Source organism: Staphylococcus canis (genome assembly GCF_016238445.1).
Taxonomy (GTDB): Bacteria; Bacillota; Bacilli; order Staphylococcales; family Staphylococcaceae; genus Staphylococcus; species Staphylococcus canis.
The window spans coordinates 1-21970 of the sequence record NZ_JABANU010000003.1 but is presented as its reverse complement, the minus strand read 5'-3'; the positions used below and the strand labels follow the sequence as shown (position 1 = coordinate 21970).

Below are 21970 nucleotides of genomic sequence, written 5' to 3'. Positions count from 1 at the left end.
TGTTGAATGTCAATCAATCTAACAGGAGGTGTAGGTGTGGTTAAATGCCCATGGTGCCAGCAAAATGTAAGTCGTCAAACAACAAGTTGTCCTCATTGTGGATTGCATGTCTCATATGCCATGGATTCTAATTCCGAAAAACAAACGACGCATGTGAATCAGCCTCCATCTGGAAAGTGGCCGATTAAAAAAATGATACCCATTGGTATTATGATATTTATCATGATTTTACTTACGATTCTTTTCTTATTACTCAGAAATTATAATTCGCCCGAAGCCCAAGCGCGTATACTTATAAACGCCGTAGAAAATAATGATGCATCTCGCGTTTCGAGTATTTTAAGTTCAAAAGACAATACAGTAGGACCGCGTGAAGCTCAAACATATATCCGATTTATTAAAACGGAAATTGGAATGCCAAGTTTTAAAAAGAAAGTGGAACAAACGGTACGTCATCTTGAACAGGATGCATCTGTTGCAGCTTATGTTAAGACCAATCGTAATCAAAATGTATTACGTATTAGTAAAAATGGACGACGTTATTTTGTTTTTAGCAATTTAGGTTTTCAAGCACCGACAAAGCAAGCTGAAGTTAAACCGAATGTAAAATCAACTTATGAATTAACAATTGATGAACATCCTAAAAAAATAATTGTTGAAAAAAATCAAGCCGTCTCAATTGGTAACTTTATTCCAGGAGCCTATGCGCTGGATACTCGAAAAACTACGGAAAGAGGCACATACCAAGGCCAATTAAAGTTTAACACAGCTGAAAGTAAAAGTAATGTCGTTAAAATTAAAGAAGATTTTCAAGAAGCCTATTTAAAAGTGGATTTAAAGCATGATGAAGCATTAGATGACAACAGTTTGAAAGTTGTCGTAAATGAAGAAAAATTAAATTATCAATCAAATTCATCAATAGGACCATTCCCATTTGATAGAGACTTAAAGGTTTATGCAATGGGGCGTTTAGATGATAAAACATTTAAAACGAATACAGTAACAATCAAAAAAGATATGCTTCAATCGACGCATCATATTCAATTATCATTTGATAGCGATGCAATCGAATCGTATCAAGATTCTCAAGAAAAAAAGATGAGTACTTTAACAGATTGGGTGAAGTCTTATTTTGGCATGTTAAGTTCAGTTACATGTCCTAAAATTTTTAGCCAACCTAAATAAGCATGAGGTTAAACCTATCATTCACTGATATGACCGTACACTCGTAAGGATATCGATGAAAGATACATGAACCTCATGCTTTTTTTAAATATGGATAGTCTTGCGAATTTGTCTTAAAACTCTACGTGATTCCACAATAGGATAAAGTGGGAAAGAGGTTACCATCCCTTTGTATTCATAAAAATGAATCGGTTGCTGTTCAGCATTGAAAGAATCTACCAATTTATTCATGTCAGGATAGAAGATATCGTGTGTACCTCCGAACATATAGACAGGCGGCAATCCTCTAATCGCACCGTACATTGGGGATACTTTAGGATTTTTACTTTCCAAGTCATCTGCCCAAACTTTTGCGATAGATTGTAAGCTAAAGACGTTATGAATAGGATCCATTTTTTGCAACTGATCTGTAATATCTGGATTAGAAAGGGACAAATCAAGCCATGGCGAAATTAAGTATATTTTACCAGGTAAAGGCATGTCTTTGTCTTTGACTAATTGTTGTACAAAACTGAGTGCCATGTTTCCACCAGAAGCGTCACCCATAATAACAATATTAGAAGCTTCGGTTTCTCTTAATAAGCGTTCATAAACACGTTTAATTGCTTCATGCGTATCACGATAGGTAAAGTCTGGAGCTTTAGGATAAATTGGTAATACAATTTCATGTAAGGTTTCATAGGCTAATTTATCCATAAAACGCCAATGAAAAGAAGACGGTTGCAGTACGAATGTGCCACCATAAATATAAAGAATTTTATTTTTAATATGATGACCGAAATTGAAACGGAAAACCTGCATATCGTCAAATGTATCTTTAATTAGATTAGACTTCACATTAAGTTGATCAGGTTGCTTATGTTTTTCACGGTTTAATTCGCGACGACGCTCTAAAAATTGATCGATTTCTTTTTGAGATTTAAATTTGATGTGACGTTGATGAGATAGGTAACGCCCCAATAAATGACTCATAACATTACGTTTCAAGGGGATCCCTCACTTTATAATTTCTTAATGTAATTATTATAATATGTTTTATTGATGAATGCTTTCATAAATTTTAGAAAGTTGATTTTCAAAACGATCAAAATCGATAAAACGACCTTCACGATGCATTTCTTTCCCTTCAAAGAATATAATATCTACAGGGACTGTGAATATAGAGAGTGCACCTGCAATATCAGGAACTTCGTCTGCATCAACCATACCAAACACAACATCTTGGTATTGAGATAACAAGTCTTCCATTCTTGGTGCGACAGCGTGACAGACACTGCAATTTTGACGCGATACTTGAATAACAGCAAGCGGATGTTTTTCTATAAAGGATTCCATCTCACTCACACTGTGTAAGTTTGTAATCATATTTTCTACCTCCTTTTACAATCATATTTCTACTAGAAAGCGCTATGAAAATAAGTAAACATATAATATAATCACCATATCAATCTTTTTAAATCAGTCATGAATAGTACCAGATGGTTATAGCGTTGAATGGATTGATTTACTCACATTATTTCAAACTCAAAACGCAATCACAAATTATAAAACTATACATGAAAGGAGACATACATGACATCTTCACAATCACAACAACCGCATTTTGAACAACAATTTCAAAATGAAACACTTCATAGGGGAAAACGCTATGGTAAAAAGAAGCGCTCATGGGTCAGTTTTATTTTAACCTTAATTGCGCTTGTACTTACAATCATCGCAGCTTACAGTATGTATACAGAAAATTTATTTAGAATGGTGATATTAGACCAAAACGTTACATATGATCAATTTAAAGTGTTTACATCACAGTTGAGCCAACAAAGTTTTATTGACTTGTCAGATTTTGAAACACGTCTTAACCAGTTACTACTTGTGTTGAATGTGTTTTTCATACTTAGTTTAGTCAGTATTTTATTAGGTCTAATTACATTGATTTTCAACAGAACAGTTCTCAAATTAATTAATTTTGTGATTTCTGTTATTTTACTTATCATTCCTGTGGGTTTTCTCTTCATTATTAGATACGTTGCTTCAAGTCTATCTAAAGAGCTTTCACAGTATTTAGGTGATATCAATCCTCAAGCATTACTTATTGAATCAAGTGCGATTCACAATGCGATTATTTTCATGGCGATAGCGACAATCCTTTACTTTATTGCTTTATTTTTCCGTAATCGTAGACCAAAAGTAAGATAGTAGAGCAGTAAAGCAAACATTATAAACAATGGGGTTAGAATATAAATGTCAAAGCACTTAGCATTTATTTCTAACCCTTTTTAATTATGGTACCGGAACAGGCCATGTTTCTAAGTTTTCAGCCATATCCCAAAACATATACTCATAATAACTTGTATAAACAACAATATCCTCAAGTGCCTTAAGTTCGTCTTCTGTTTTACCTTGAGCAACTTGATCCATAATCTGAATCACGTCCTCTTTGAATGAAGTAAATTCCTTAGAACTATACATTTGAATCCATGCACCATAGAAGTCATGGTCACGAGCACCTTCTATTTGATTCAGTGCTTCTCCAATATAATTGTAGCTCCATGTACAAGTGAGTACTGCCGCAATGACATGTTCAATACCACCACGTTGAGCGAGGTTTAGCATATAACTCGTATAAGCAGTTGTTGTACTTGCAGGTTGTGTTGCTTCAAGTGCTTCGTTTGATATGCCAAATTGTGATGCATAATCACGATGCAGACTCATTTCTGTATTTAGCGTACCGTGTACGAGATCTCCAAACATTGTCATCATCTTTAAATCTGTTGATTTTGCTGCCCCGATAGCGAACAATCGTGCATATTCAATGAGGTAAACATAGTCTTGTTTGAGCCAATGCTTAAACTTGTCTTTATCTAAGTCGCCGTTGCCAATGCCTTTGACAAAGGGATGATCTAAGTAACTTTCCCAAATCGGTTGTACACGTTCAAATAGACGATCGGTAAATTTCGACATTTTAATTCTCCTCCTTATTACTACTAACATGACATGAAATAACAGAAAGTGCAAGGTAAGTAGGATAGATTATATGTCTTCGTGGTAAAGTAGCTTTGAATTCATTAAAGATTGATACATTTCATCAAGTTTTTTAGGATTAAACTCAAGGTTTTGAGTAATACGCCACTGGTTTATTGTCATTATCGTTGATGCGTAGACATAGCTAAATAATTCTACAGGAAATAATGGTTCAAACGTATACTCCTTATGTTGTTTATGAACTTCTTTTGAAAATACTTGAGAGAATAATGGGAGTATGACGTCATAAAATAAAGGATCTTCCTTTTGTAATTTTAAAACTTTGATCATTTGACATGTAAAGGTTTTTTCAATACTCATAAAAGGAGATTCTAAACGTGTTGTAAAATCTAGTTCAAAAAAAGGTTCGGTTGTCACGACACAAGTGTAGTGTAATAAATCAAATTTATCTTTAAAGTGTTTATAAAATGTACTGCGGTGTACATTTGCTAAATGACATATGTTATTGATAGTGATTTTAGAAAGAAGTTCTACTTCAAGTAATTCTAAAAATGCATTCATCAGTTTTGATAAGGTTTTTTCAATACGTAAGTCTCTTTTGTTCATACAATTTAGATTCACCTTTCTAGTCTGAGGTGATACATCTAGGGTGATTTAACTTTTAAACTTGTTTTATTATAATCTAACTTCAAATTCATTTACAATATATATTTAAAAAATTGAAAGAATGATTTTAAGACAATATCAATAGTGTCATTTTTAATCGGATGACATCGTGTTGATATGTTATTATAAATATTAAAAAATCAAATGATAAAAATAAAGTGGAATTAATAGTAAATTGAATAGCAAATAGGGTGTATATTTCTCTTAAATAGGAATATCTCATCTTTATAATGTTCACCTGACACATACAATAGCAAATAGATTTAATATAAAAACCTTTATTATGAAAGGTTTTTCGTAGTTTAGATAAATGAATGGACACGCTATATACACAAAATATAATTATACTTAAAAGTTCCGTGCAAGATAGTTGCTTTTTTAGTAGAATATGAAATGTGTTTAATTTATATCGAATTAAAGTTATTCAAAAATGTGGGAGATATACGTTGAGTATTGAGTCAACTCAAACCGAGGTTGCTTCAAAAGTTAAATTTCGACAATTTCCTATAAAAGATAGAGGGGTTTTTGAATAACGAGAGGGGGAAGTTATGGATTTATTAATCGGTACGGCGTTTTTACTTTTAGTCCTTGTGATTTTTACATTATTTACATACAAAGCACCTAACGGTATGCGTGCCATGGGTGCTTTGGCGAATGCTGCAATAGCAACATTCTTGGTTGAAGCATTCAACAAGTATGTTGGAGGCGAAGTGTTTGGGATTTCGTTTCTAGGAGAGTTAGGAGACGCTGCTGGTGGACTTGGAGGCGTTGCTGCTGCAGGTTTAACAGCACTGGCAATTGGTGTGTCTCCAGTCTATGCACTGGTCATTGCGGCGGCTTGTGGTGGTATGGATTTACTACCTGGCTTTTTTGCAGGTTATATTATCGGGTACTTAATGAAATATACTGAAAAGTATGTACCAGATGGTGTTGACTTAATTGGTGCAATTGTTATTATCGCACCTTTAGCGCGTTTAATTGCTTATGGATTAACACCTGTAGTCAATAATACGTTACTTAAAATAGGTGATATTATTCAAAGTTCTACAGATGCAAACCCTATTATTATGGGTATTGTACTTGGTGGTATTATCACTGTTGTAGGTACTGCACCATTGAGCTCTATGGCGTTAACCGCATTATTAGGACTCACAGGTGTGCCAATGGCTATTGGTGCTATGGCAGCGTTTAGTTCAGCGTTTATGAATGGTACACTATTCCATCGATTAAAACTTGGTAATCGTAAAGATACGATTTCTGTAAGTATTGAGCCTTTATCACAAGCAGATATTGTTTCAGCGAATCCAATACCAGTGTATATTACCAACTTCTTAGGTGGGGCAACAGCAGGACTTATCATCGCGATTTCTGGTATGGTTAATGATGCAACTGGGACAGCGACGCCTATTGCAGGGTTCCTTGTTATGTTTGGCTTTAATAGTTGGCATACGGTTGTCCTTTACGGTGTAGCGATGGGTATTGTTGGATTAGTATGGGGCTTTTTAGGCTCTATCATTTTCAAAAATTATCCAATTGTTACGAAAAGTGATATGCAAGCACGCGGTATTACAGATTAAATAGTTATAGAAAATGACGCAACCCCTTTCATTTGAATGAAAGGGGTTTAAATATGCATATTAAGATTTTGGAATATCGATACGATGACCTAGTTGTTTTGGCCATTCACGTTCAGGCTGTGACACATAATAAGCATGAATGTGACGATAAATATCCTCGGGGAATGGTGCTGTTTTATGAGATATTCGATCAATACCCATCATCATCGTTTCAGCTGTTGCACAAAGTTCCTCAGTTTCTTCATCAAAAAGTTCTAAGAAAAAGTGTGTGCGTTTTTCATCATGATTATAAATAGATACAAGAACTTTAAATGCTTGATTCTCTTTTAATTCTTTTAAGTAACTAATATGAGTTTCTAATGTAAATACAGTGTATGCGCGAGCATCACGTTCTTCATTGGTTAAACCAACTTGATCATGAAAAGCATCAATCGCCAAACTGAATACACGAGCATATTCTGAATCATTCATATGGCCGTTACGATCAATCCAGGATTGATGTACTTTATCACGATCATAAAAAGGAAATTTTAACATAAGTATCCTCCTTCGATACATTCTATAGTTGAGTATACCCAAGGCAGAGTGAACTTAAAATTAATATTACGTATTTAAGTGTGGTATAGTCGAATTAATAAAGTTGATAAGGGAATGTGAAATATGAATCATAGTAGAGAACAAAGGAAGAACGACCATTTAAAATTAGCATTAAATCAAACACCACCACCTCAATCTGATTTTGACCGTGTGCAATTTGTCCATCATTCTATACCGTCAATTAATACAAACGAAGTGGATTTTAAAGCGTCTTTTTCAGATTTAAACATCCCTGATTTACTATATATTAATGCGATGACAGGGGGGTCTAAATGGACTGGTGAAATTAATGAAAAACTTGCACAAGTCGCTAAGGATACGGGTACACCAATGGCGGTGGGGAGTATGCATGCAGCGGTTAAAAATAGTGATGTGAGTGACTCATATAAAATAGTCAGACGCATTAATCCAAATGGGCAAATATGGGCTAACGTAAGTGCGGATATGGACTTGGAACAGTCTCAAAAAGCGATTCATATGATTGAAGCGAATGCTTTACAAATTCATGTGAATGCACCACAAGAATTAATCATGCCAGAAGGAAGTCGTACGTTTAAAAATTGGTTAACGCGTATTGAAAAAATGGTTCAAGCTATTGATATTCCAATTATTGTTAAAGAAGTGGGCTTTGGCATGAGTTATGAAACTATTGAAAAGCTGATGGATATTGGCATACGGTATGTTGATGTCAGTGGTAAAGGCGGTACGAACTTTGCAACGATTGAAAATCAACGACGTCCTTTACGTAACATGGATTATTTGCAAGATTGGGGTCAATCTACAGCCATCTCACTTCTAGAAGCACGTAATTTCAATAATAAAGTACATATCTTAGCGAGTGGGGGCATCCGACATCCACTCGATGCGATTAAGGCATTACGTTTAGGTGCAGAAGCAGTAGGTATGTCTCGAAACGTGTTGATTCAAGTTCAAAATGAAGGGGTAGAAGGTGCGGTTGAATATATAGATTCATTTAAAAAACAAATGAAAAAAATAATGACGTTACTGGATGCTAAAACGATCGCAGAACTTCGTCAATCCTCTGTAGTTCTTGATCCTTATCTGAAAAATTGGATGTCTCAACGACAATTATAATAACAAATATATAGGTTTATACGGTCAATTGGCTTTTGCTGATTGACTGTTTTTTTATATTTAACCATTGCGTTTTTTTAGTGAGATATTATATACTTTAAATCGTAATTATTTCGATTTGAAGAACTGAGGAGGATATATATGCATAAAATTCCAGTAACAGTGTTAAGTGGTTATTTAGGCTCAGGAAAAACAACATTGCTTAATCATATACTAAATAATAGAGAAGATAGACGTATTGCGGTTATTGTTAATGATATGAGTGAAGTCAATATTGATAAAGATTTAGTAGCTCAAGGTGGAGGGTTATCTCGAACTGACGAAAAACTGGTTGAGCTATCTAACGGTTGTATCTGCTGTACATTGCGTGAAGATTTACTTCAAGAAGTAGAGCGAATTGTTAAACGCGGAGGTATTGACCAAATCGTTATTGAATCAACTGGTATTTCCGAACCTGTACCAGTAGCTCAAACGTTCTCATATGTTGATGAGGAGTTAGGGATTGATTTAACAGAAATTTGTCGTCTAGACACAATGGTAACAGTAGTCGATGCGAATCGCTTTATTCAAGACTATCAATCTGGAGATATGCTCATCGATCGTGATCAAGGTGTCAGTGATGAAGATGAACGTACTATCGCAGATTTACTTATCGATCAAATTGAATTTTGTGATGTATTGATTTTAAATAAAGTGGACCTTGTGTCAGAAGAAGATGCAAATCGACTTGAGGCAATGCTTAGAAAATTACAACCCTCAGCGAAGATTATTCGTACAGTCAATTCTGAAGTTGAACTTGACGAAGTATTAGAAACAGGTTTATTTGATTTTGATAATGCAAGTCAGTCAGCTGGATGGTTGCAAGAGCTTGAAGCGGGTGGTCATGCGACACATACACCTGAAACAGAAGAATATGGTATTTCATCATTTGTATATCGCCGTCGTTTACCATTCCATGCTGCTCGTTTTAATGAATGGTTAGAAAATATGACGGATAATATTGTGCGCGCAAAAGGTATCGCATGGCTTGCGCAATACAATGAAGTCGCATGTCTTGTATCACAAGCCGGTACAGCTGTTGATATTCATCCAGTAACATTTTGGGTAGCGACAATGCCTAAAGCAGAACGTGCTGCGATTTTACAAGAAAGAGAGGATGTCAGAGCAGACTGGGATCCAGAATATGGCGATCGTCATACTCAACTAGTGATTATTGGTGTAGATTTAGATGAAGAGGCAATCACTAAAGAACTAGATGCATGCCTTATCAATAGTACAGAAATTGACTCTGATTGGTCACAACTTGAAAATCCATATCCATGGCAAATTACAAGACAACAGTAATTAAAAGAGGGACGTGTCTATTTGGAAATTCCAAATGAGACATGTCCCATTATTTTTAACTGAAAACATTAATAAAGAATGTGATAATTGGTACACCTAGTAAATCGACTAAAAATGCACCAACAATCGGCACAACAAGGTATGCACGTGGTGAGTTACCGAACTTTTTCGTAATAGTATCCAGGTTAGCCATTGCATTTGGCGTAGCACCTAAACCATGTCCGATAAAACCACCAATCATAACAGCAGCATCGTAGTCCTTTCCAAGTAATCGGAAGACGATAAAAATAGAGAATAATGCTACAAAAATAATTTGACAGATGACAATCACGACAAGTGGTAATGCAAGGTTGTAAATTTCTGTCAATTTAATACTCATAAGTGCAATAGATAAGAAAATGCTCAGTGAAATGTCACCGATTTGGTTCGTTAATTTAAGATCGATTAAATTTAAGTTGGCAAATTCTGAAATATTTCTAATAATTACAGCGATAAACATTGAAGCAACGTATAATGGAATGTTAATGCCTGACCATTCGCTAAATAAATTACCTAAATATGTCCCTAAAGCCATACAGAATAAAATAACTGAAATTTGAATAAAGAATACTTCATTTAAAGAAAAATTCTTTTTTAAACGACGATTAACGTCTATTTCAGAATAATCTTTTTGAACACTGTCTGCTTGAGCAGGTTTTAAATCATGCTTTTTGATAAGATAGCGTACGACAGGGCCCCCAATTAAACCACCTGCGACAAGCCCTAATGTTGCAGCAGCTAAAGCGGCCGTCACAGCAGATTCAATGCCAAGTTCTTGAATCGTTTGTCCGTATGCTGCTGCGTTACCATGACCACCCTCCATTGACATAGCTCCAGCAGTAAGGCCTAGTAATGGATCAATATGTAAAACTTTTGCGAGTGAAACACCAATAATATTTTGAAATGTAGCAAGCACACCACATAGTATCCAATATACAATGAGTACTTTACCACCTAGTTTTAAAAGTTTGAATGAAGCACCAAGACCGATTGTTGTAAAGAATGCAAGCATAAAAAAGTCTTGGAAAAATTTGCCATCAAGTTCAATTTTAAGTACCCCTGTTGCTGACAAAATAGCTGAAATAATAGCAAAAATCAGACCACCAATAACAGGTGATGGAATACTTAATCGGTTGAAAATTTCTACTTTATTTACAATCGCTTGACCAATAATAAGTAATAAACAGGCGATAAATAGCGTTGTAATATTATCTAATGTAATCAACTGTATTGTCCCCCTTTTAATGTTTATTTTAAGAAAGGGCTTTCAAACCCATACTATACAATTATAATTGTTTTGTATCAAAAAAGCTATACATGATTTTGTTCAACCTTTATTTTGTGTGGAAATTGTCTTTCGACGATAGGCTGTTGCAGTCATTCCAAAATGTTTTTTAAAAGCTTTCGCAAAGCGTAAAGGATCTTGATATCCAACGAGATAAGCAATCTCCTGATTTTGCTTATGGTGTTGCTTAATCAGGCGTGCAGCGTGATACATACGTAAATGAATTAAATATTGTTGGGGTGATTGATGGATATGGTTCTTAAAAATCTTATAGAGATAACTGCGACTGACATTCACATGTTGTGCGACATCTTGCACTTTAATCGGTTTCATGTAATTTTGATTAATATATTGAAGTGCACTACGAACCGTTTTATTCGTGTCCGATTCTATAATTTCAAATCTTTTAGGGAAATGACGTTGAAGTAAGTAAAGTAATTCATAAAGTTCACTTAAATGCAGGATATCATCAGAAGCTTTAACATCGTATGATATTGCGCGTTGACACATTTTATAAATCATTTTATTCACATCAGTAGTGTTTTGGTTTTGAATTACGTAACGTTCATTTAAAATTGTTCGATTTAAATATTCTAGTGCTACATCACCACTAAAGCCAACCCAATAATAGGTCCAAGGATCGTCAGATGCGGCGTAATAGTTTACAGACATACCACGTTTTAATAAAAATATATCTCCACATTTTAAGTGATAACGTTTGTGTTGATACTCAAAGAAACCAGATCCTGATGTCACAATATGAAGCACTGCTGGTTTCGTAACCACGTATTGATACTTTGACTGTTCTGTGCCTACTTCAATACCACATTCATCGACATTCGCATCCAAATGATCTTTGCTGAAAATTTTCCACATTAATTGCATGAAGTTTCCCCATTTCCTCATCTATAGGAAACATTTTACCATGTATTGTATTCATGTGAATATGTGTATTCTTAAAATATTGTGATAAATTATTGATGAATATTTTAGGAAATAAAAATATTAGGGGAAATGACAATGAATGATATAAAACAATTTAAGCAATCGACACAACTTGCTAAACGACAGTGCTATATTCCTTTTGTGGATAAAGATGAATATTTTAGTACGACGAATATAAGAGATATTCATAGTGTAACGGATTTGGAAGGCCGTTGGACATGTCGTTTATTTCTTAATGAAGCGGCACTAGAGCGTCAACAAGTATTTGCGACACTTACTGTGCAGTCACCAAGCAATTGGTCAAAACTTACTGATCAGTCGTTTGAATTAATAAAACAACAGCGTTTTTTCTATTTTGAGTATGAGCGTACATATATAATTGATGATTACGATGAATCAAAGGATTATCATTTAAATGTGGAAACATTGCAAACGGAAAGTTTAATTAAAATTAATCATCACTACATTGGAGAAATTAATGACATCTCTAAAGTGTCAGAGTATGATATTACGGCATATTTACATGAAGGTAAAAATACCATTCAAATTATTGTTAAAGATGAAGCGATTGTAAATGCATCTGATTTTGCGACGTATTTACGTACACATTTAAATCAGTGTATTTATATTTTAGAGCGCGCCAATGATCGTATTGTGAATTATACCTTGCAAACCAAATACAACGAACCACAACATCAAGTGAATGTATCCATTGATATTAAGGAAGTAGAGGGACTACCGATTGTGTCTTATACCATTGTTGATCCTGAAGGGTTTTTGGTAAAACATGGAGATATCGATTTAGATCAATCGTGTCAAATTCAGATCGATGAACAATCTCAATTAATGACATCTTGCGGCACTTATACTTTATTTTTAGAAACTGATGACGAAATAATTGTCGAACAGGTAGACTATCGAGACTAATTTTATAGGTATTTACTATAGTTTTAAATAGGCAGAACTTTCTTACTTTAATCAATATGAGCAACACGCTTGTCAAATGATATATGGTATGTATAATTCATATAATGATACTATGATTTAAGGAGAAATCAAATGTCTGAAAAATTAAGAAGTCAAAAACAATATGGTGCATTGGCTTTATTACCACTCGTTATTTTTCTCGTCTTGTACATTGGGGTTGGATTATTTTTTACAGTGCAAGGCGCGGATGATGCATTTAGTAAATTACCTCGACACGTTGCGATATTTGTAGCTATCGTTATCGCGTGGGTTGCTTACGATCGTAAAACACCAGTTGCCCACAAAATCAAAATTTTTACTGAAAATGCAGGGTCATCTGGAATTGCTCAATTAGGTTTGATTCTACTACTTGCCGGTGCTTTTGCAAGTGCTGCTTCTGCTATGGGCGGTCAAGAGGCTATGGTGAATATGGGACTTTCTGTAATTCCGCCGAGCCTACTGATTCCTGGTATTTTTGTAATGAGTGCATTTGTTGCAACAGCACTAGGGACATCTACAGGAACACAAGCAGCATTTATACCGATTGGTGTTGCAGTTGCCCAAGCAGCTGATTTGAACGTTGCAGCAGCGGCTGCAGCAGTTATAGCTGGTGCGTATTTTGGAGATAACTTGTCTATTATTTCAGATACAACAATTGCCGCGACTACTGGTGTTGGCGCTAAAATGAAAGATAAGTTTAAAGCCAACTTTTTTATCGCATTACCTGCAGCCATCATTACATTTATTATTTATGCTATTATTGGCGGTACCGGTAAAATTAAGGGTGACTTATCATACAACTTTATTGATGTTTTGCCTTACTTATTCGTGCTAATTGCGGCAATTGCTGGTATGAATGTGATGTTAGTTCTTTTATCAGGTATTTTACTTACTGGAATTATTGGTTTATTAAGAGGAAACATTTCATTTTTTGAATGGACAACTAAAATTGGTGAAGGTATGGAAGGTACATTTATGATTTTCCTTATTGCCTTTTTAGTTTCAGGTTTAGTTGCATTAATTCGTTACTATGGTGGAATTGACTGGATTATTCAAACGATGAAAAAACGGGCAAATGGTACGAAAAGTGCTGAATACGCGATGAGCTTTTTATCTGCAATATTATCTGCAGCATTAGTACACAATGTACTTGCGATTATTATTTCAGCACCGATTGCTAAAGAAATTGGAGACACATACAAAATTGCTCCAAAGCGTATGGCAAGTTTACTAGACATCTTTGCAGCCAGTGCGTTGATGGTGTTACCGCACGATAGTGGGATGTTAATGGCTGAACAATTTGGTCATGTTTCATATGTAGAAGTATTACAATACTCTTATTATCCACTTATCTTAACCTTATGTGCGATCATTTCAATTCATTTAGGTGTATTTCGTAAAAATAAAGATGCGTCTTAATAAATAAAAAATAGAAAACATACCATTGATGGGTACATAAGACTGACAATGGTATGTTTTTATGTGTATAATGATTAAGATTTCCAAGTATCTTCAATAGGTAAACGATCTTTAACGCGCATATGGGAGACATAAGGATTCCCCTTCACAGTGAAACGTAACGGTGCTTCAGTCCATGCACCTTTATTCGGTATACCAATACGAGGACTTTCTTGAATGATTTGAGGATATTTTCGATGACGGGTATCAATTTTTAAGAGACCTTCATTAAGATGTGTCCCATCAATTGTTCTTGGAATTTGCATAGCAATTGTCCATTTACCAGGCCCATTTGTTACTTCGAATCCAGTTTTCCCTCTATTTTCACTCATTTTAGATAAACCCATTTCAGGTTCAATTGCACGAATCAAGACTCCTTCTGGAACACCTTCTTTTTGCGTCACAAAGTTAATGAGTAAGTAGCGATGCATCATATGCCCATATATCGTACCGCCAGCCTTGTATAAAGAAGACACTCTAGGTGTATGTTTGCCATTAAAACTATGCGCTGCTTCATCCTTAACGCCTAAATAGGCCTCAGTTTCAACGATATATCCTGAATAGGTTACGTGCTCCGTCTCATAAATGAGTCTTACCCCTAATAACTCTTTAGCGATTTCTATAGTTGAACGATTTATAAAATCCATAACTATTACCACTTCTTTCGAGTGTTATTGTTAATAATCATATCATAAAAAATAGAGTCTATAATAAATTGTTACCCTTTAACGTGAATTTAAAGTAAATATGATACAATTATACAGTAAACTTATTTTAGGAGGATTATTCATGAACGAAATGCCTCAAGTTGGTTTTTTAGAAGCTTATAAATTGTTTTGGAAAAACTATGTTAATTTTAAAGGGAGAAGTAGACGTAGCGAGTATTGGTGGGTAGCGTTGTGGCATACCATCGTCGTACTTGGTGGCGGATTATTGTCAATTGTACTCTTTTTTATTCCTTTTATCGGTATTTTTATTGGAGGAATTGGGTTTCTCATTGTCTTTGTACTTTATCCTCTAGCTATAGTTATTCCTAATTATGCGCTATTGACGCGACGATTTCATGACCGTGGAATGTCGATGCTCATTCCTATTGTATCTTTAATTTTATCAGTGACTCTGTCTATATCAAATGTGGTACAAGAAAGTCGTACGATTTTTGAGGATACTAATACAAATTATACAGTTCAAGAAAATTTAGGTATCCTTAGTGGACTGCCTGATTGGTTAATCGTGATTATTGGTCTATTGTCACTGATTTTAACAGTCGTTTCATTTATTGTGGCACTCTTAGATAGTCAAAAACACACAAACAAATATGGTCCTTCTCCAAAATATAGCGATCATTCAATGTATGGTGAAGGAGAAAGATATAGTCATCACAGTCAAGATGAACTACATGCTAATTCGGGATCCTCACAAGATATCAAGCAACAAGACCCTTATAAATATTAAACGTTATTTACTATAGACTAGGGTATGAGTAGCTCGTATAATATAATCAATCAAGTTAGGATATAAACTTTAGGTATTATTAAAAAGTCATTATATCCTAACTTTTTTAATATCTTGATTGAGATGATGAAAATAGGGAATAGAACGTAACAACAATTTTTTGAAAATTGAAAAAAGGACTGGTTGAATGAAAAAATTAAAGCAATTGAAAATGCCACACACGTATGCGTTACTCATGATGGTTATTATTTTAGCAAGTATATTGACGTATATTATACCTTCTGGAGAGTTTGATCGAAAGCAACAAGATGGTCAAACTGTTGTCGTACCGGGATCATATGAAACCTTTTCATCAGCACCGGCACAATTTTTAGATATATTTCGTGCTGTACCTGAAGGGTTAATGAGTGCAGCAGATATTGTATTTTATATTTTTTTAGTAGGTGGCGCATTTGGGATTATTCATAAATGTGGTGCAATTGAAGCAGGGGTTAACCGAATGATGACTATTCTTGGAAGTTCAAGAATATTGATGATTCCGTTAACGATGCTTATCTTTTCAATATTAGGCTTTTCAATTGGTTTAGCTGAAGAAACGATTATATTTGTACCAATTGGTATTATCATCGCACGTACTTTAGGTTATGACGCATTAACTGGAACAGCAATTGTTATTTTAGGTGCTGCGAGTGGATTTATAGGCGGTATGTTAAATCCATTTACAGTAGGGGTCGCTCAAAAAGTAGCTGAGTTACCGTTGTTTTCAGGATGGGGTTTACGTTCTATCATTTATATTTTTATCTTGATAGTTGCCGTATTTTTTGTGATGAGATATGCAATGAAAATTAAAAAAAGTCCCGAGAAAAGTATTGTCTATCAATTGGAACAAGAGGAAAATAAAGAACAAAAACAACTTGAACGTCAAGACTTCTCTAAGCGTCAACTTGGAAGTTTATTAATTATTGTATGTGCCATAATTTTTAATGTATTTGGTATTTTTAAATACGGTTGGTCATTTGAAGAAATGAGTGCCAATTTCCTTTTAGCAGGGTTACTTGCAGGTTTTGTGGCAGGACTAGGTTTTAATGGGACTTTCGATGCTTTTGTTGAAGGGATGCAGAAAATATTATTTGGTGCAATGATCGTCGGTTTTGCCAAAGGGATTATTGTTATTTTAGAAAATGGAAAAATTATTGATACGATTGTATTTGTGATGACTTCATTTTTACAAGGGTTACCACCGATTGTGACAATCATTGGAATGTTCATATTCCAGTTCTTTTTAAACTTTTTTATCCCATCCGGTTCTGGTCAAGCATTAACAACAATGCCATTACTTGTGCCTATTTCGGATTTATTAAATATTAATCGACAAATTACAGTACTTGCGTTCCAATATGGTGATTCGATTAGTAATAGTTTATTCCCAACATCTGCAGTACTTATGGGTGCACTTGCTGTTGCAAATATTTCGTATATACAATGGATAAAATTTGCTTGGCGCGTTATTTTAGCGTGGGTTGTTATTTGTGGGCTTGGTATGTCGATTGCGTATTTAATTGGGTACTAAAATATGAACTTATTTTAAGATAGGTTGTTAAACGATACGCATTCACGTATATTAAGACTGAAGAGACTAGCGAAAGAGGTGGACTAATGGTTTTACGAGTGGATGCTGTAACGAAGCGTTTTAATCAATTTGAAGCTGTTAAGCATATCTCCTTTACTTTAGAAAAAGGTAGAATGCTAGGGTTTTTAGGGCGAAACGGAGCAGGAAAAACAACAACATTTAGAATGATTTTAGGATTGATTGAACCATCAGAGGGGACAATTACATTTGATGGGCAACCTATTAAAGCATCGAGATACAATCATATTGGATACTTACCTGAAGAAAGAGGCCTTCATCCGAAGCTTACTGTATTTGAAGAATTAAAGTATTTAGCAACTTTGAAAGGGGTATCTTCTAAAGATTTAGATAAAACTATTACCTACTGGTTAGAACGTTTTCAAATTACAGAAAATAAAGATAAAAAAATTGAATCGCTTTCCAAAGGTAATCAACAAAAGATTCAATTATTAGCAAGTATTATTCATGAACCCGAATTAATTATTTTGGATGAACCTTTTAGTGGATTAGATCCTGTGAATGTTGAACTGCTAAAAAGCGCAATTGTCGAATTAAATCAAAAAGGTGCGACGATTATTTTTAGTTCGCATCGTATGGAACATATTGAGGAATTATGTGATGATGTATGTATCTTGAACAAAGGTGAGATGGTGGTTCAAGGAGAAATTCATGAGGTGAAATCAAAATATGGTTATAAGCGTGTAGCTATCGATGCACATTATGATGTGTCAGAAATTGAATCACTAGATGGCATACGTCAAGTTGAAAAAATTAATACTACAACCTATTTTACGATTGAGAATGAGTCTGTAGCTGAAGTAATTTTTCAAGTCATTCGAGACAAAGGTTTTGTGAAGCGATTTGAAGTAGTCGAACCGACGATTAAAGAAATTTTCATTCAGGAAGTAGGTGAGCTTCATGCATAAATTCTGGGCAACGTTTAAGCTCACTTTTAGCAAGAAATTAAAAAGTAAAGCTTTTATCATTACAACATTAATAATGATTATTGCGATTTTAATCGGCGCTAACATGGATAAAATTATTAACTTATTTGCAGGAGATGACGAACCGTCAAAAGTTGGTATTGTGGTTCAAAATGATAAGCTTTATCAGGCTGTACAAGCGCAAAATAAATTTCAAAAAGATGATCAGCAATTGGCTAGAATGAAGGATAAAGAGGCACATCAAAAGATAAAAGATGGAACAATTAAAAAGGCCTACGTCATTAAAGAGGGCGACAATCAACAATTGCAGGCTACGATTTTAACGAAATCTTCTATATCAGCATCGGATAAAGAAGTGCTAAGTCAAATGTTAACACCGATTCAAACGATGACGGTTGCAAATGGACTCGGACTCAGTCAATCTGAACTGCAACAACTCCAATCCCCAGTAAAAGTGAAGGAACAAATTATAGGTCAAACTAAAGGTAAGACACAATCTATGAGTGGTGATGATGAAATGGTCACTCAAATTATAGCAATGATAGGCACATTCATCATGTTTTTTATTGTGATTTCATACGCACAACAAATTGCAATGGAGCTCGCTACTGAAAAAGTTTCACGCGTATCAGAAATGATTATTACGAGTGTTAAACCATCCGTACATATTCTAGCTAAAATCAGTGGTGTCTTAGCTGTTGCTTTTGCACAGATTGCAATATTAGCGATTACATGTGTAGTTGCATATTTTGTATTTGATTTAAGAGAGATGCTGGATTTCATTCATATCGAGTCGTCAACACACATTATCAGAATGATTATATTTGGTGTAATCTTGTTGATTTTAGGAGTTTTAACTTATGTGATTTTAGCAGCAATCTTCGGTAATTTAACGACACGTATTGAAGATATGAATCAATCTCTTATGCCACTTAATATGTTGTTAATTGCTGCATTTTATGCCGGATATTTTGGTACGTTTAATCCTGATAATGTTATTGTTCGAGTATTATCATATGTACCGTTCTTTTCACCATTTGTGACATTCACGCGATTATCTTTAATGGACACACCAACATTCGAGGGTGTCATCGCAATAATCATTCATCTTGTTCTTATCGCTGTACTTTTATGGTTTGCGACGGTTACTTATCACAAAGCAGTACTGACTTTTGAGAAAGGTTTAATCCCTACTTTAAAACGAATTATGCCTAAAAAGTCGCAATCCTAAGTGATAGCTCGTAAAATGGAAGTTCATTACAAGTGGCTGAGTATAATGTGACACAATAATTTGACCAGATTTTGACCAATTTCTGAAAAATTCCTATGCACACTATGAAGATAAACTGATACAATAGTAAAAAAGTGGCGATGATATTGAGAGAAGCATTGCTTCACTTTAATAAAGCAGTTGGCGTATCAATTGCAGTATATGGTTTTCTATAACATCTTCGTATTTTAAGCATCATAGTAGTATAATATGTATATCTTACTCTGTGATTGATGCACCCAAAATCAGGGGGATAATTTAGGGAAAGTTAAAGGAGTTAGTAAAATCATGAAAGTCAACATTGAGAAGCAAACTAATGGTATTGAACTTGTTAAAATTGAGAACGCGTCTAGTAAAATCATTTTCACCAATTATGGGGCACGTATTGTGAATTGGAAATTTGATGACAACAACATCGTTTTAGGGAACGAGGTTGAAGCGGATGAGTTTTATCCACATAATCCATTTTATTTTGGAGCGACTGTTGGGCGTTATGGGGGACGCATCGAAAATGGAACGTTTCAATTAAATGGAGTTACTTATCAATTAGAGCAAAACGATCCACCACATCATTTACATGGGGGGGCAAAAGGTGCTTCGCGTCAGTTATTTGACTATGATATTGAGGAAGCTGAAGATTATGTTAAAGTCATCTTTCATACGAAGCTCAGAGAATCAGAAGATCATTTCCCGGGTGATATCGATTTAAAAGTTATATTTACGTATGATGAAACAAGTACATGGACCATTGAATATGAAGCAGTGTCTACTAAAGATACTGTGTTTAATCCAATGAATCATGTCTACTTTAATTTGAATCGAGATAATAAAGTGGTTGATAATCATGTGTTATCAAGTGAGAAGTTGCACATGTTTCCGCTAGGGGAAAATAATATGCCAGAACTAAAGCCAATCGATTTAGTATCAAAACTAGGTAAGCAAGAAATTCAGCTCAACGATATTTTTAATTCAAATGATACTGAAATCCAAGCGCAAGCACAAAAGGTTAAAGGCTTAGATCATCCATTTGAAGTTAAAGACGGTTACTTTAATTTATCTAACGATATTTTAACGTTGCATGTGCGTACAGACATGCCACAGGTGGTAATTTTCACATTAAATGACACATCGGATTGGAAAAGTCCAATGAATATATATAAAGCACATTCAGGTATTACATTAGAAACGCAAAGTATGCCAAATGACATCCATTTATTTGGAGAAGAAGCGCATTCTATTTTGAAGGCTGATACACCATATTATTCAAAAACAAGTTATCAAATCGAAGCAAAACCACATTAAAATGAGTAGTTAGAGTACACCTTATAATAGTTTAATATGACATGCACCTCATCAAGGGAAAATCAACGCCTAAGATAGAGGTGCATTTCTAATTGTAGTACAGACAGTATGAATTATAATGTATTTCAATTAGGTATTTTAAATAGAATAAGGTAAAATAGAGGTGCAAACAAACGTGTTGATAAAGGTGGGAAAATCGTGGATACAAAACAATTAAAGTTACAAACATTAGAGAAAGCTGTTGCTCAAATTGAAGATGGTATGACACTTGGCATCGGCACAGGAAGTACTATTGAATTGCTAGTTCCAGAAATTGCTAAATTGATTCATGACAAAGGTTATCATTTAAAAGGTGTATGTACATCAGAGCGTACTGAATATCAAGCGAAATCGTTGAACATTCCAGTTGTACATATTAATGATGTTTTACATATTGATCTCGCAATTGATGGTGCAGATGAGATTGATCCACATTTAAATTTAATCAAAGGTGGCGGCGGCGCGTTATTTAGAGAGAAAGTTATCGATGAATTTGCAGAACGTTTTGTCGTTTTAGCAGATGAAACTAAGTTAGTAGATTATCTTGGTCAAACGTTTAAACTTCCCGTGGAGGTAGATCGTTTTAATTGGTATCAAGTGGCACGAAAAGTTGAAGCGCGGTTCAACACGACTGTCGAACGTCGAATGGTTGAAGATACACCACTCATTACAGATAACGGCAATTATATTCTAGATTGTCCATTCAATGAAAAGGTTGATCCGTATGAGGCACATGAGTTTTTAATTCATCTCACAGGAGTTTTAGAGACGGGATATTTTCTAGACATTGCAGATCACGCCATTGTTGGAACACAGGCGGGCGTTAAAACATTTGATAAAATAAATCGCGACTAATAAAACCCCCTTAAGGCGTACTCTGAGGAATATGCTTTAAGGGGGGATTTTCTTTTACGCGTTGCTACCGTTCTGCTCGAACCCAGGGCGCTCTCTCAATGACCTTTTTTGACGGCATTTCGAGAGCAGGGTTCTTCGGCAGAACTTTCGCACCACGTTAAAGTAAAACCCACTTTTACGCGTTGCTATCGTTCTGCTCGAACCCAGGACGCTCTCTCAATGACCTTTTTTGACGGCATTTCGAGAGCAGGGTTCTTCGGCAGAACTTTCGCACCACGTTAAAGTAAAACCCACTTTTACGCGTTGCTATCGTTCTGCTCGAACCCAGGACGCTCT

21 protein-coding genes and 1 pseudogene are annotated in these 21970 nt (G+C 34.9%); 13 read left to right on the top strand and 9 right to left on the bottom strand.

Features of this window, described 5'->3' with window-relative positions:
• Positions 1-36 precede the first annotated feature (36 nt).
• Entirely contained in the window at positions 37-1185 is a 1149-nt protein-coding gene (locus HHH54_RS01650) for a TcaA second domain-containing protein (protein WP_198617093.1), read from the top strand.
• 84 nt (positions 1186-1269) lie between these two features.
• Here HHH54_RS01650 and HHH54_RS01645 read toward each other — a convergent pair whose 3' ends face one another.
• Both HHH54_RS01645 and HHH54_RS01640 read right to left on the bottom strand, forming a co-directional pair.
• Positions 1270-2172, bottom strand: a complete 903-nt coding sequence (locus HHH54_RS01645; RefSeq protein WP_198617092.1) for an alpha/beta hydrolase fold domain-containing protein — start codon at positions 2170-2172, stop codon at positions 1270-1272.
• Positions 2173-2220: 48 nt separating this feature from the next.
• A complete protein-coding gene (locus tag HHH54_RS01640) occupies positions 2221-2550 on the bottom strand; it encodes a thioredoxin family protein (protein WP_198617091.1) in 330 nt (109 codons plus the stop codon).
• 207 nt (positions 2551-2757) lie between these two features.
• Between HHH54_RS01640 and HHH54_RS01635 the strand changes: the two genes are divergently transcribed.
• Complete coding sequence (locus tag HHH54_RS01635; protein ID WP_198617090.1) at positions 2758-3381, top strand: hypothetical protein; 624 nt, start codon at positions 2758-2760, stop codon at positions 3379-3381.
• 84 nt (positions 3382-3465) lie between these two features.
• Here the strand turns inward: HHH54_RS01635 and tenA are convergent, their stop codons facing one another.
• From tenA to HHH54_RS11265, 3 genes and pseudogenes are all read right to left on the bottom strand, one after another.
• A complete protein-coding gene (gene tenA / locus HHH54_RS01630) occupies positions 3466-4146 on the bottom strand; it encodes a thiaminase II (RefSeq protein WP_198617089.1) in 681 nt (226 codons plus the stop codon).
• Positions 4147-4215: 69 nt separating this feature from the next.
• Positions 4216-4773, bottom strand: a complete 558-nt coding sequence (locus tag HHH54_RS01625) for a TetR/AcrR family transcriptional regulator (protein ID WP_198617088.1) — start codon at positions 4771-4773, stop codon at positions 4216-4218.
• Positions 4774-5362: 589 nt separating this feature from the next.
• Positions 5363-5473 (bottom strand): annotated as a pseudogene (locus tag HHH54_RS11265) (hypothetical protein); the annotation flags it as partial.
• Here HHH54_RS11265 and HHH54_RS01620 point away from each other — a divergent pair.
• Positions 5424-6410: a PTS sugar transporter subunit IIC gene (locus HHH54_RS01620; RefSeq protein WP_432813786.1), complete on the top strand. Its 987-nt coding sequence runs from the start codon at positions 5424-5426 to the stop codon at positions 6408-6410. The pseudogene HHH54_RS11265 and the gene HHH54_RS01620 overlap by 50 nt on opposite strands.
• 60 nt (positions 6411-6470) lie before the next feature.
• Here the strand turns inward: HHH54_RS01620 and HHH54_RS01615 are convergent, their stop codons facing one another.
• Positions 6471-6947: a thioesterase family protein gene (locus HHH54_RS01615; RefSeq protein ID WP_198617086.1), complete on the bottom strand. Its 477-nt coding sequence runs from the start codon at positions 6945-6947 to the stop codon at positions 6471-6473.
• 123 nt (positions 6948-7070) lie between these two features.
• Between HHH54_RS01615 and fni the strand changes: the two genes are divergently transcribed.
• Positions 7071-8102 carry a type 2 isopentenyl-diphosphate Delta-isomerase gene (gene fni / locus HHH54_RS01610; protein WP_198617085.1) on the top strand — a complete coding sequence of 344 codons (1032 nt, stop codon included), beginning with the start codon at positions 7071-7073 and terminating at the stop codon, positions 8100-8102.
• A 141-nt stretch (positions 8103-8243) separates the two neighbouring features.
• Positions 8244-9446, top strand: a complete 1203-nt coding sequence (locus HHH54_RS01605; protein ID WP_198617084.1) for a GTP-binding protein — start codon at positions 8244-8246, stop codon at positions 9444-9446.
• Positions 9447-9501: 55 nt separating this feature from the next.
• Here HHH54_RS01605 and gltS read toward each other — a convergent pair whose 3' ends face one another.
• Positions 9502-10710: a sodium/glutamate symporter gene (gltS, locus tag HHH54_RS01600; RefSeq protein WP_198617083.1), complete on the bottom strand. Its 1209-nt coding sequence runs from the start codon at positions 10708-10710 to the stop codon at positions 9502-9504.
• Between the two features lie 102 nt (positions 10711-10812).
• Positions 10813-11655 carry an AraC family transcriptional regulator gene (locus HHH54_RS01595; RefSeq protein ID WP_198617082.1) on the bottom strand — a complete coding sequence of 281 codons (843 nt, stop codon included), beginning with the start codon at positions 11653-11655 and terminating at the stop codon, positions 10813-10815.
• A gap of 135 nt (positions 11656-11790) precedes the next feature.
• Here HHH54_RS01595 and HHH54_RS01590 point away from each other — a divergent pair, with 135 nt between their 5' ends.
• Entirely contained in the window at positions 11791-12642 is an 852-nt protein-coding gene (locus tag HHH54_RS01590) for a glycoside hydrolase family 2 protein (RefSeq protein WP_198617081.1), read from the top strand.
• Between the two features lie 132 nt (positions 12643-12774).
• The gene (locus HHH54_RS01585) at positions 12775-14100 is read left to right on the top strand and encodes a Na+/H+ antiporter NhaC family protein (RefSeq protein WP_198617080.1); all 1326 of its coding nucleotides are present in this window, start codon (positions 12775-12777) and stop codon (positions 14098-14100) included.
• A gap of 74 nt (positions 14101-14174) precedes the next feature.
• Here HHH54_RS01585 and HHH54_RS01580 read toward each other — a convergent pair whose 3' ends face one another.
• On the bottom strand, positions 14175-14786 hold the full coding sequence (locus HHH54_RS01580; protein WP_198617079.1) for a DNA-3-methyladenine glycosylase: 612 nt from the start codon (positions 14784-14786) through the stop codon (positions 14175-14177).
• Between the two features lie 142 nt (positions 14787-14928).
• Between HHH54_RS01580 and HHH54_RS01575 the strand changes: the two genes are divergently transcribed.
• The 6 genes from HHH54_RS01575 (at position 14929) to HHH54_RS01550 (ending at position 21634) form a co-directional block, all read left to right on the top strand.
• Positions 14929-15594: a DUF805 domain-containing protein gene (locus HHH54_RS01575; RefSeq protein ID WP_198617078.1), complete on the top strand. Its 666-nt coding sequence runs from the start codon at positions 14929-14931 to the stop codon at positions 15592-15594.
• A 187-nt stretch (positions 15595-15781) separates the two neighbouring features.
• Positions 15782-17164 carry a YfcC family protein gene (locus tag HHH54_RS01570; protein WP_198617077.1) on the top strand — a complete coding sequence of 461 codons (1383 nt, stop codon included), beginning with the start codon at positions 15782-15784 and terminating at the stop codon, positions 17162-17164.
• A gap of 86 nt (positions 17165-17250) precedes the next feature.
• On the top strand, positions 17251-18150 hold the full coding sequence (locus HHH54_RS01565; RefSeq protein WP_198617076.1) for an ABC transporter ATP-binding protein: 900 nt from the start codon (positions 17251-17253) through the stop codon (positions 18148-18150).
• Positions 18143-19399, top strand: coding sequence for an ABC transporter permease (locus HHH54_RS01560; protein ID WP_198617075.1), 1257 nt, complete (start codon positions 18143-18145; stop codon positions 19397-19399). Before HHH54_RS01565 ends, HHH54_RS01560 begins: the two co-directional genes overlap by 8 nt.
• Positions 19400-19726: 327 nt before the next feature.
• Entirely contained in the window at positions 19727-20740 is a 1014-nt protein-coding gene (locus tag HHH54_RS01555; protein WP_198617074.1) for an aldose epimerase family protein, read from the top strand.
• 195 nt (positions 20741-20935) lie between these two features.
• Positions 20936-21634, top strand: a complete 699-nt coding sequence (locus tag HHH54_RS01550) for a ribose 5-phosphate isomerase A (RefSeq protein WP_198617173.1) — start codon at positions 20936-20938, stop codon at positions 21632-21634.
• The last annotated feature ends 336 nt before the right edge of the window (positions 21635-21970 follow it).

Coding starts and splice junctions, on each gene's coding strand:
- HHH54_RS01605 (WP_198617084.1), top strand. CDS start 8,244: ATGCATAAAATTCCAGTAACAGTGTTAAGTGGTTATTTAGGCTCAGGA.
- HHH54_RS01580 (WP_198617079.1), bottom strand. CDS start 14,786: ATGGATTTTATAAATCGTTCAACTATAGAAATCGCTAAAGAGTTATTA.
- HHH54_RS01640 (WP_198617091.1), bottom strand. CDS start 2,550: ATGATTACAAACTTACACAGTGTGAGTGAGATGGAATCCTTTATAGAA.
- HHH54_RS01625 (WP_198617088.1), bottom strand. CDS start 4,773: ATGAACAAAAGAGACTTACGTATTGAAAAAACCTTATCAAAACTGATG.
- HHH54_RS01575 (WP_198617078.1), top strand. CDS start 14,929: ATGAACGAAATGCCTCAAGTTGGTTTTTTAGAAGCTTATAAATTGTTT.
- HHH54_RS01555 (WP_198617074.1), top strand. CDS start 19,727: ATGAAAGTCAACATTGAGAAGCAAACTAATGGTATTGAACTTGTTAAA.
- HHH54_RS01595 (WP_198617082.1), bottom strand. CDS start 11,655: ATGCAATTAATGTGGAAAATTTTCAGCAAAGATCATTTGGATGCGAAT.
- HHH54_RS01570 (WP_198617077.1), top strand. CDS start 15,782: ATGAAAAAATTAAAGCAATTGAAAATGCCACACACGTATGCGTTACTC.
- HHH54_RS01635 (WP_198617090.1), top strand. CDS start 2,758: ATGACATCTTCACAATCACAACAACCGCATTTTGAACAACAATTTCAA.
- HHH54_RS01560 (WP_198617075.1), top strand. CDS start 18,143: ATGCATAAATTCTGGGCAACGTTTAAGCTCACTTTTAGCAAGAAATTA.
- HHH54_RS01590 (WP_198617081.1), top strand. CDS start 11,791: ATGAATGATATAAAACAATTTAAGCAATCGACACAACTTGCTAAACGA.
- fni (WP_198617085.1), top strand. CDS start 7,071: ATGAATCATAGTAGAGAACAAAGGAAGAACGACCATTTAAAATTAGCA.
- HHH54_RS01565 (WP_198617076.1), top strand. CDS start 17,251: ATGGTTTTACGAGTGGATGCTGTAACGAAGCGTTTTAATCAATTTGAA.
- tenA (WP_198617089.1), bottom strand. CDS start 4,146: ATGTCGAAATTTACCGATCGTCTATTTGAACGTGTACAACCGATTTGG.
- HHH54_RS01615 (WP_198617086.1), bottom strand. CDS start 6,947: ATGTTAAAATTTCCTTTTTATGATCGTGATAAAGTACATCAATCCTGG.
- HHH54_RS01585 (WP_198617080.1), top strand. CDS start 12,775: ATGTCTGAAAAATTAAGAAGTCAAAAACAATATGGTGCATTGGCTTTA.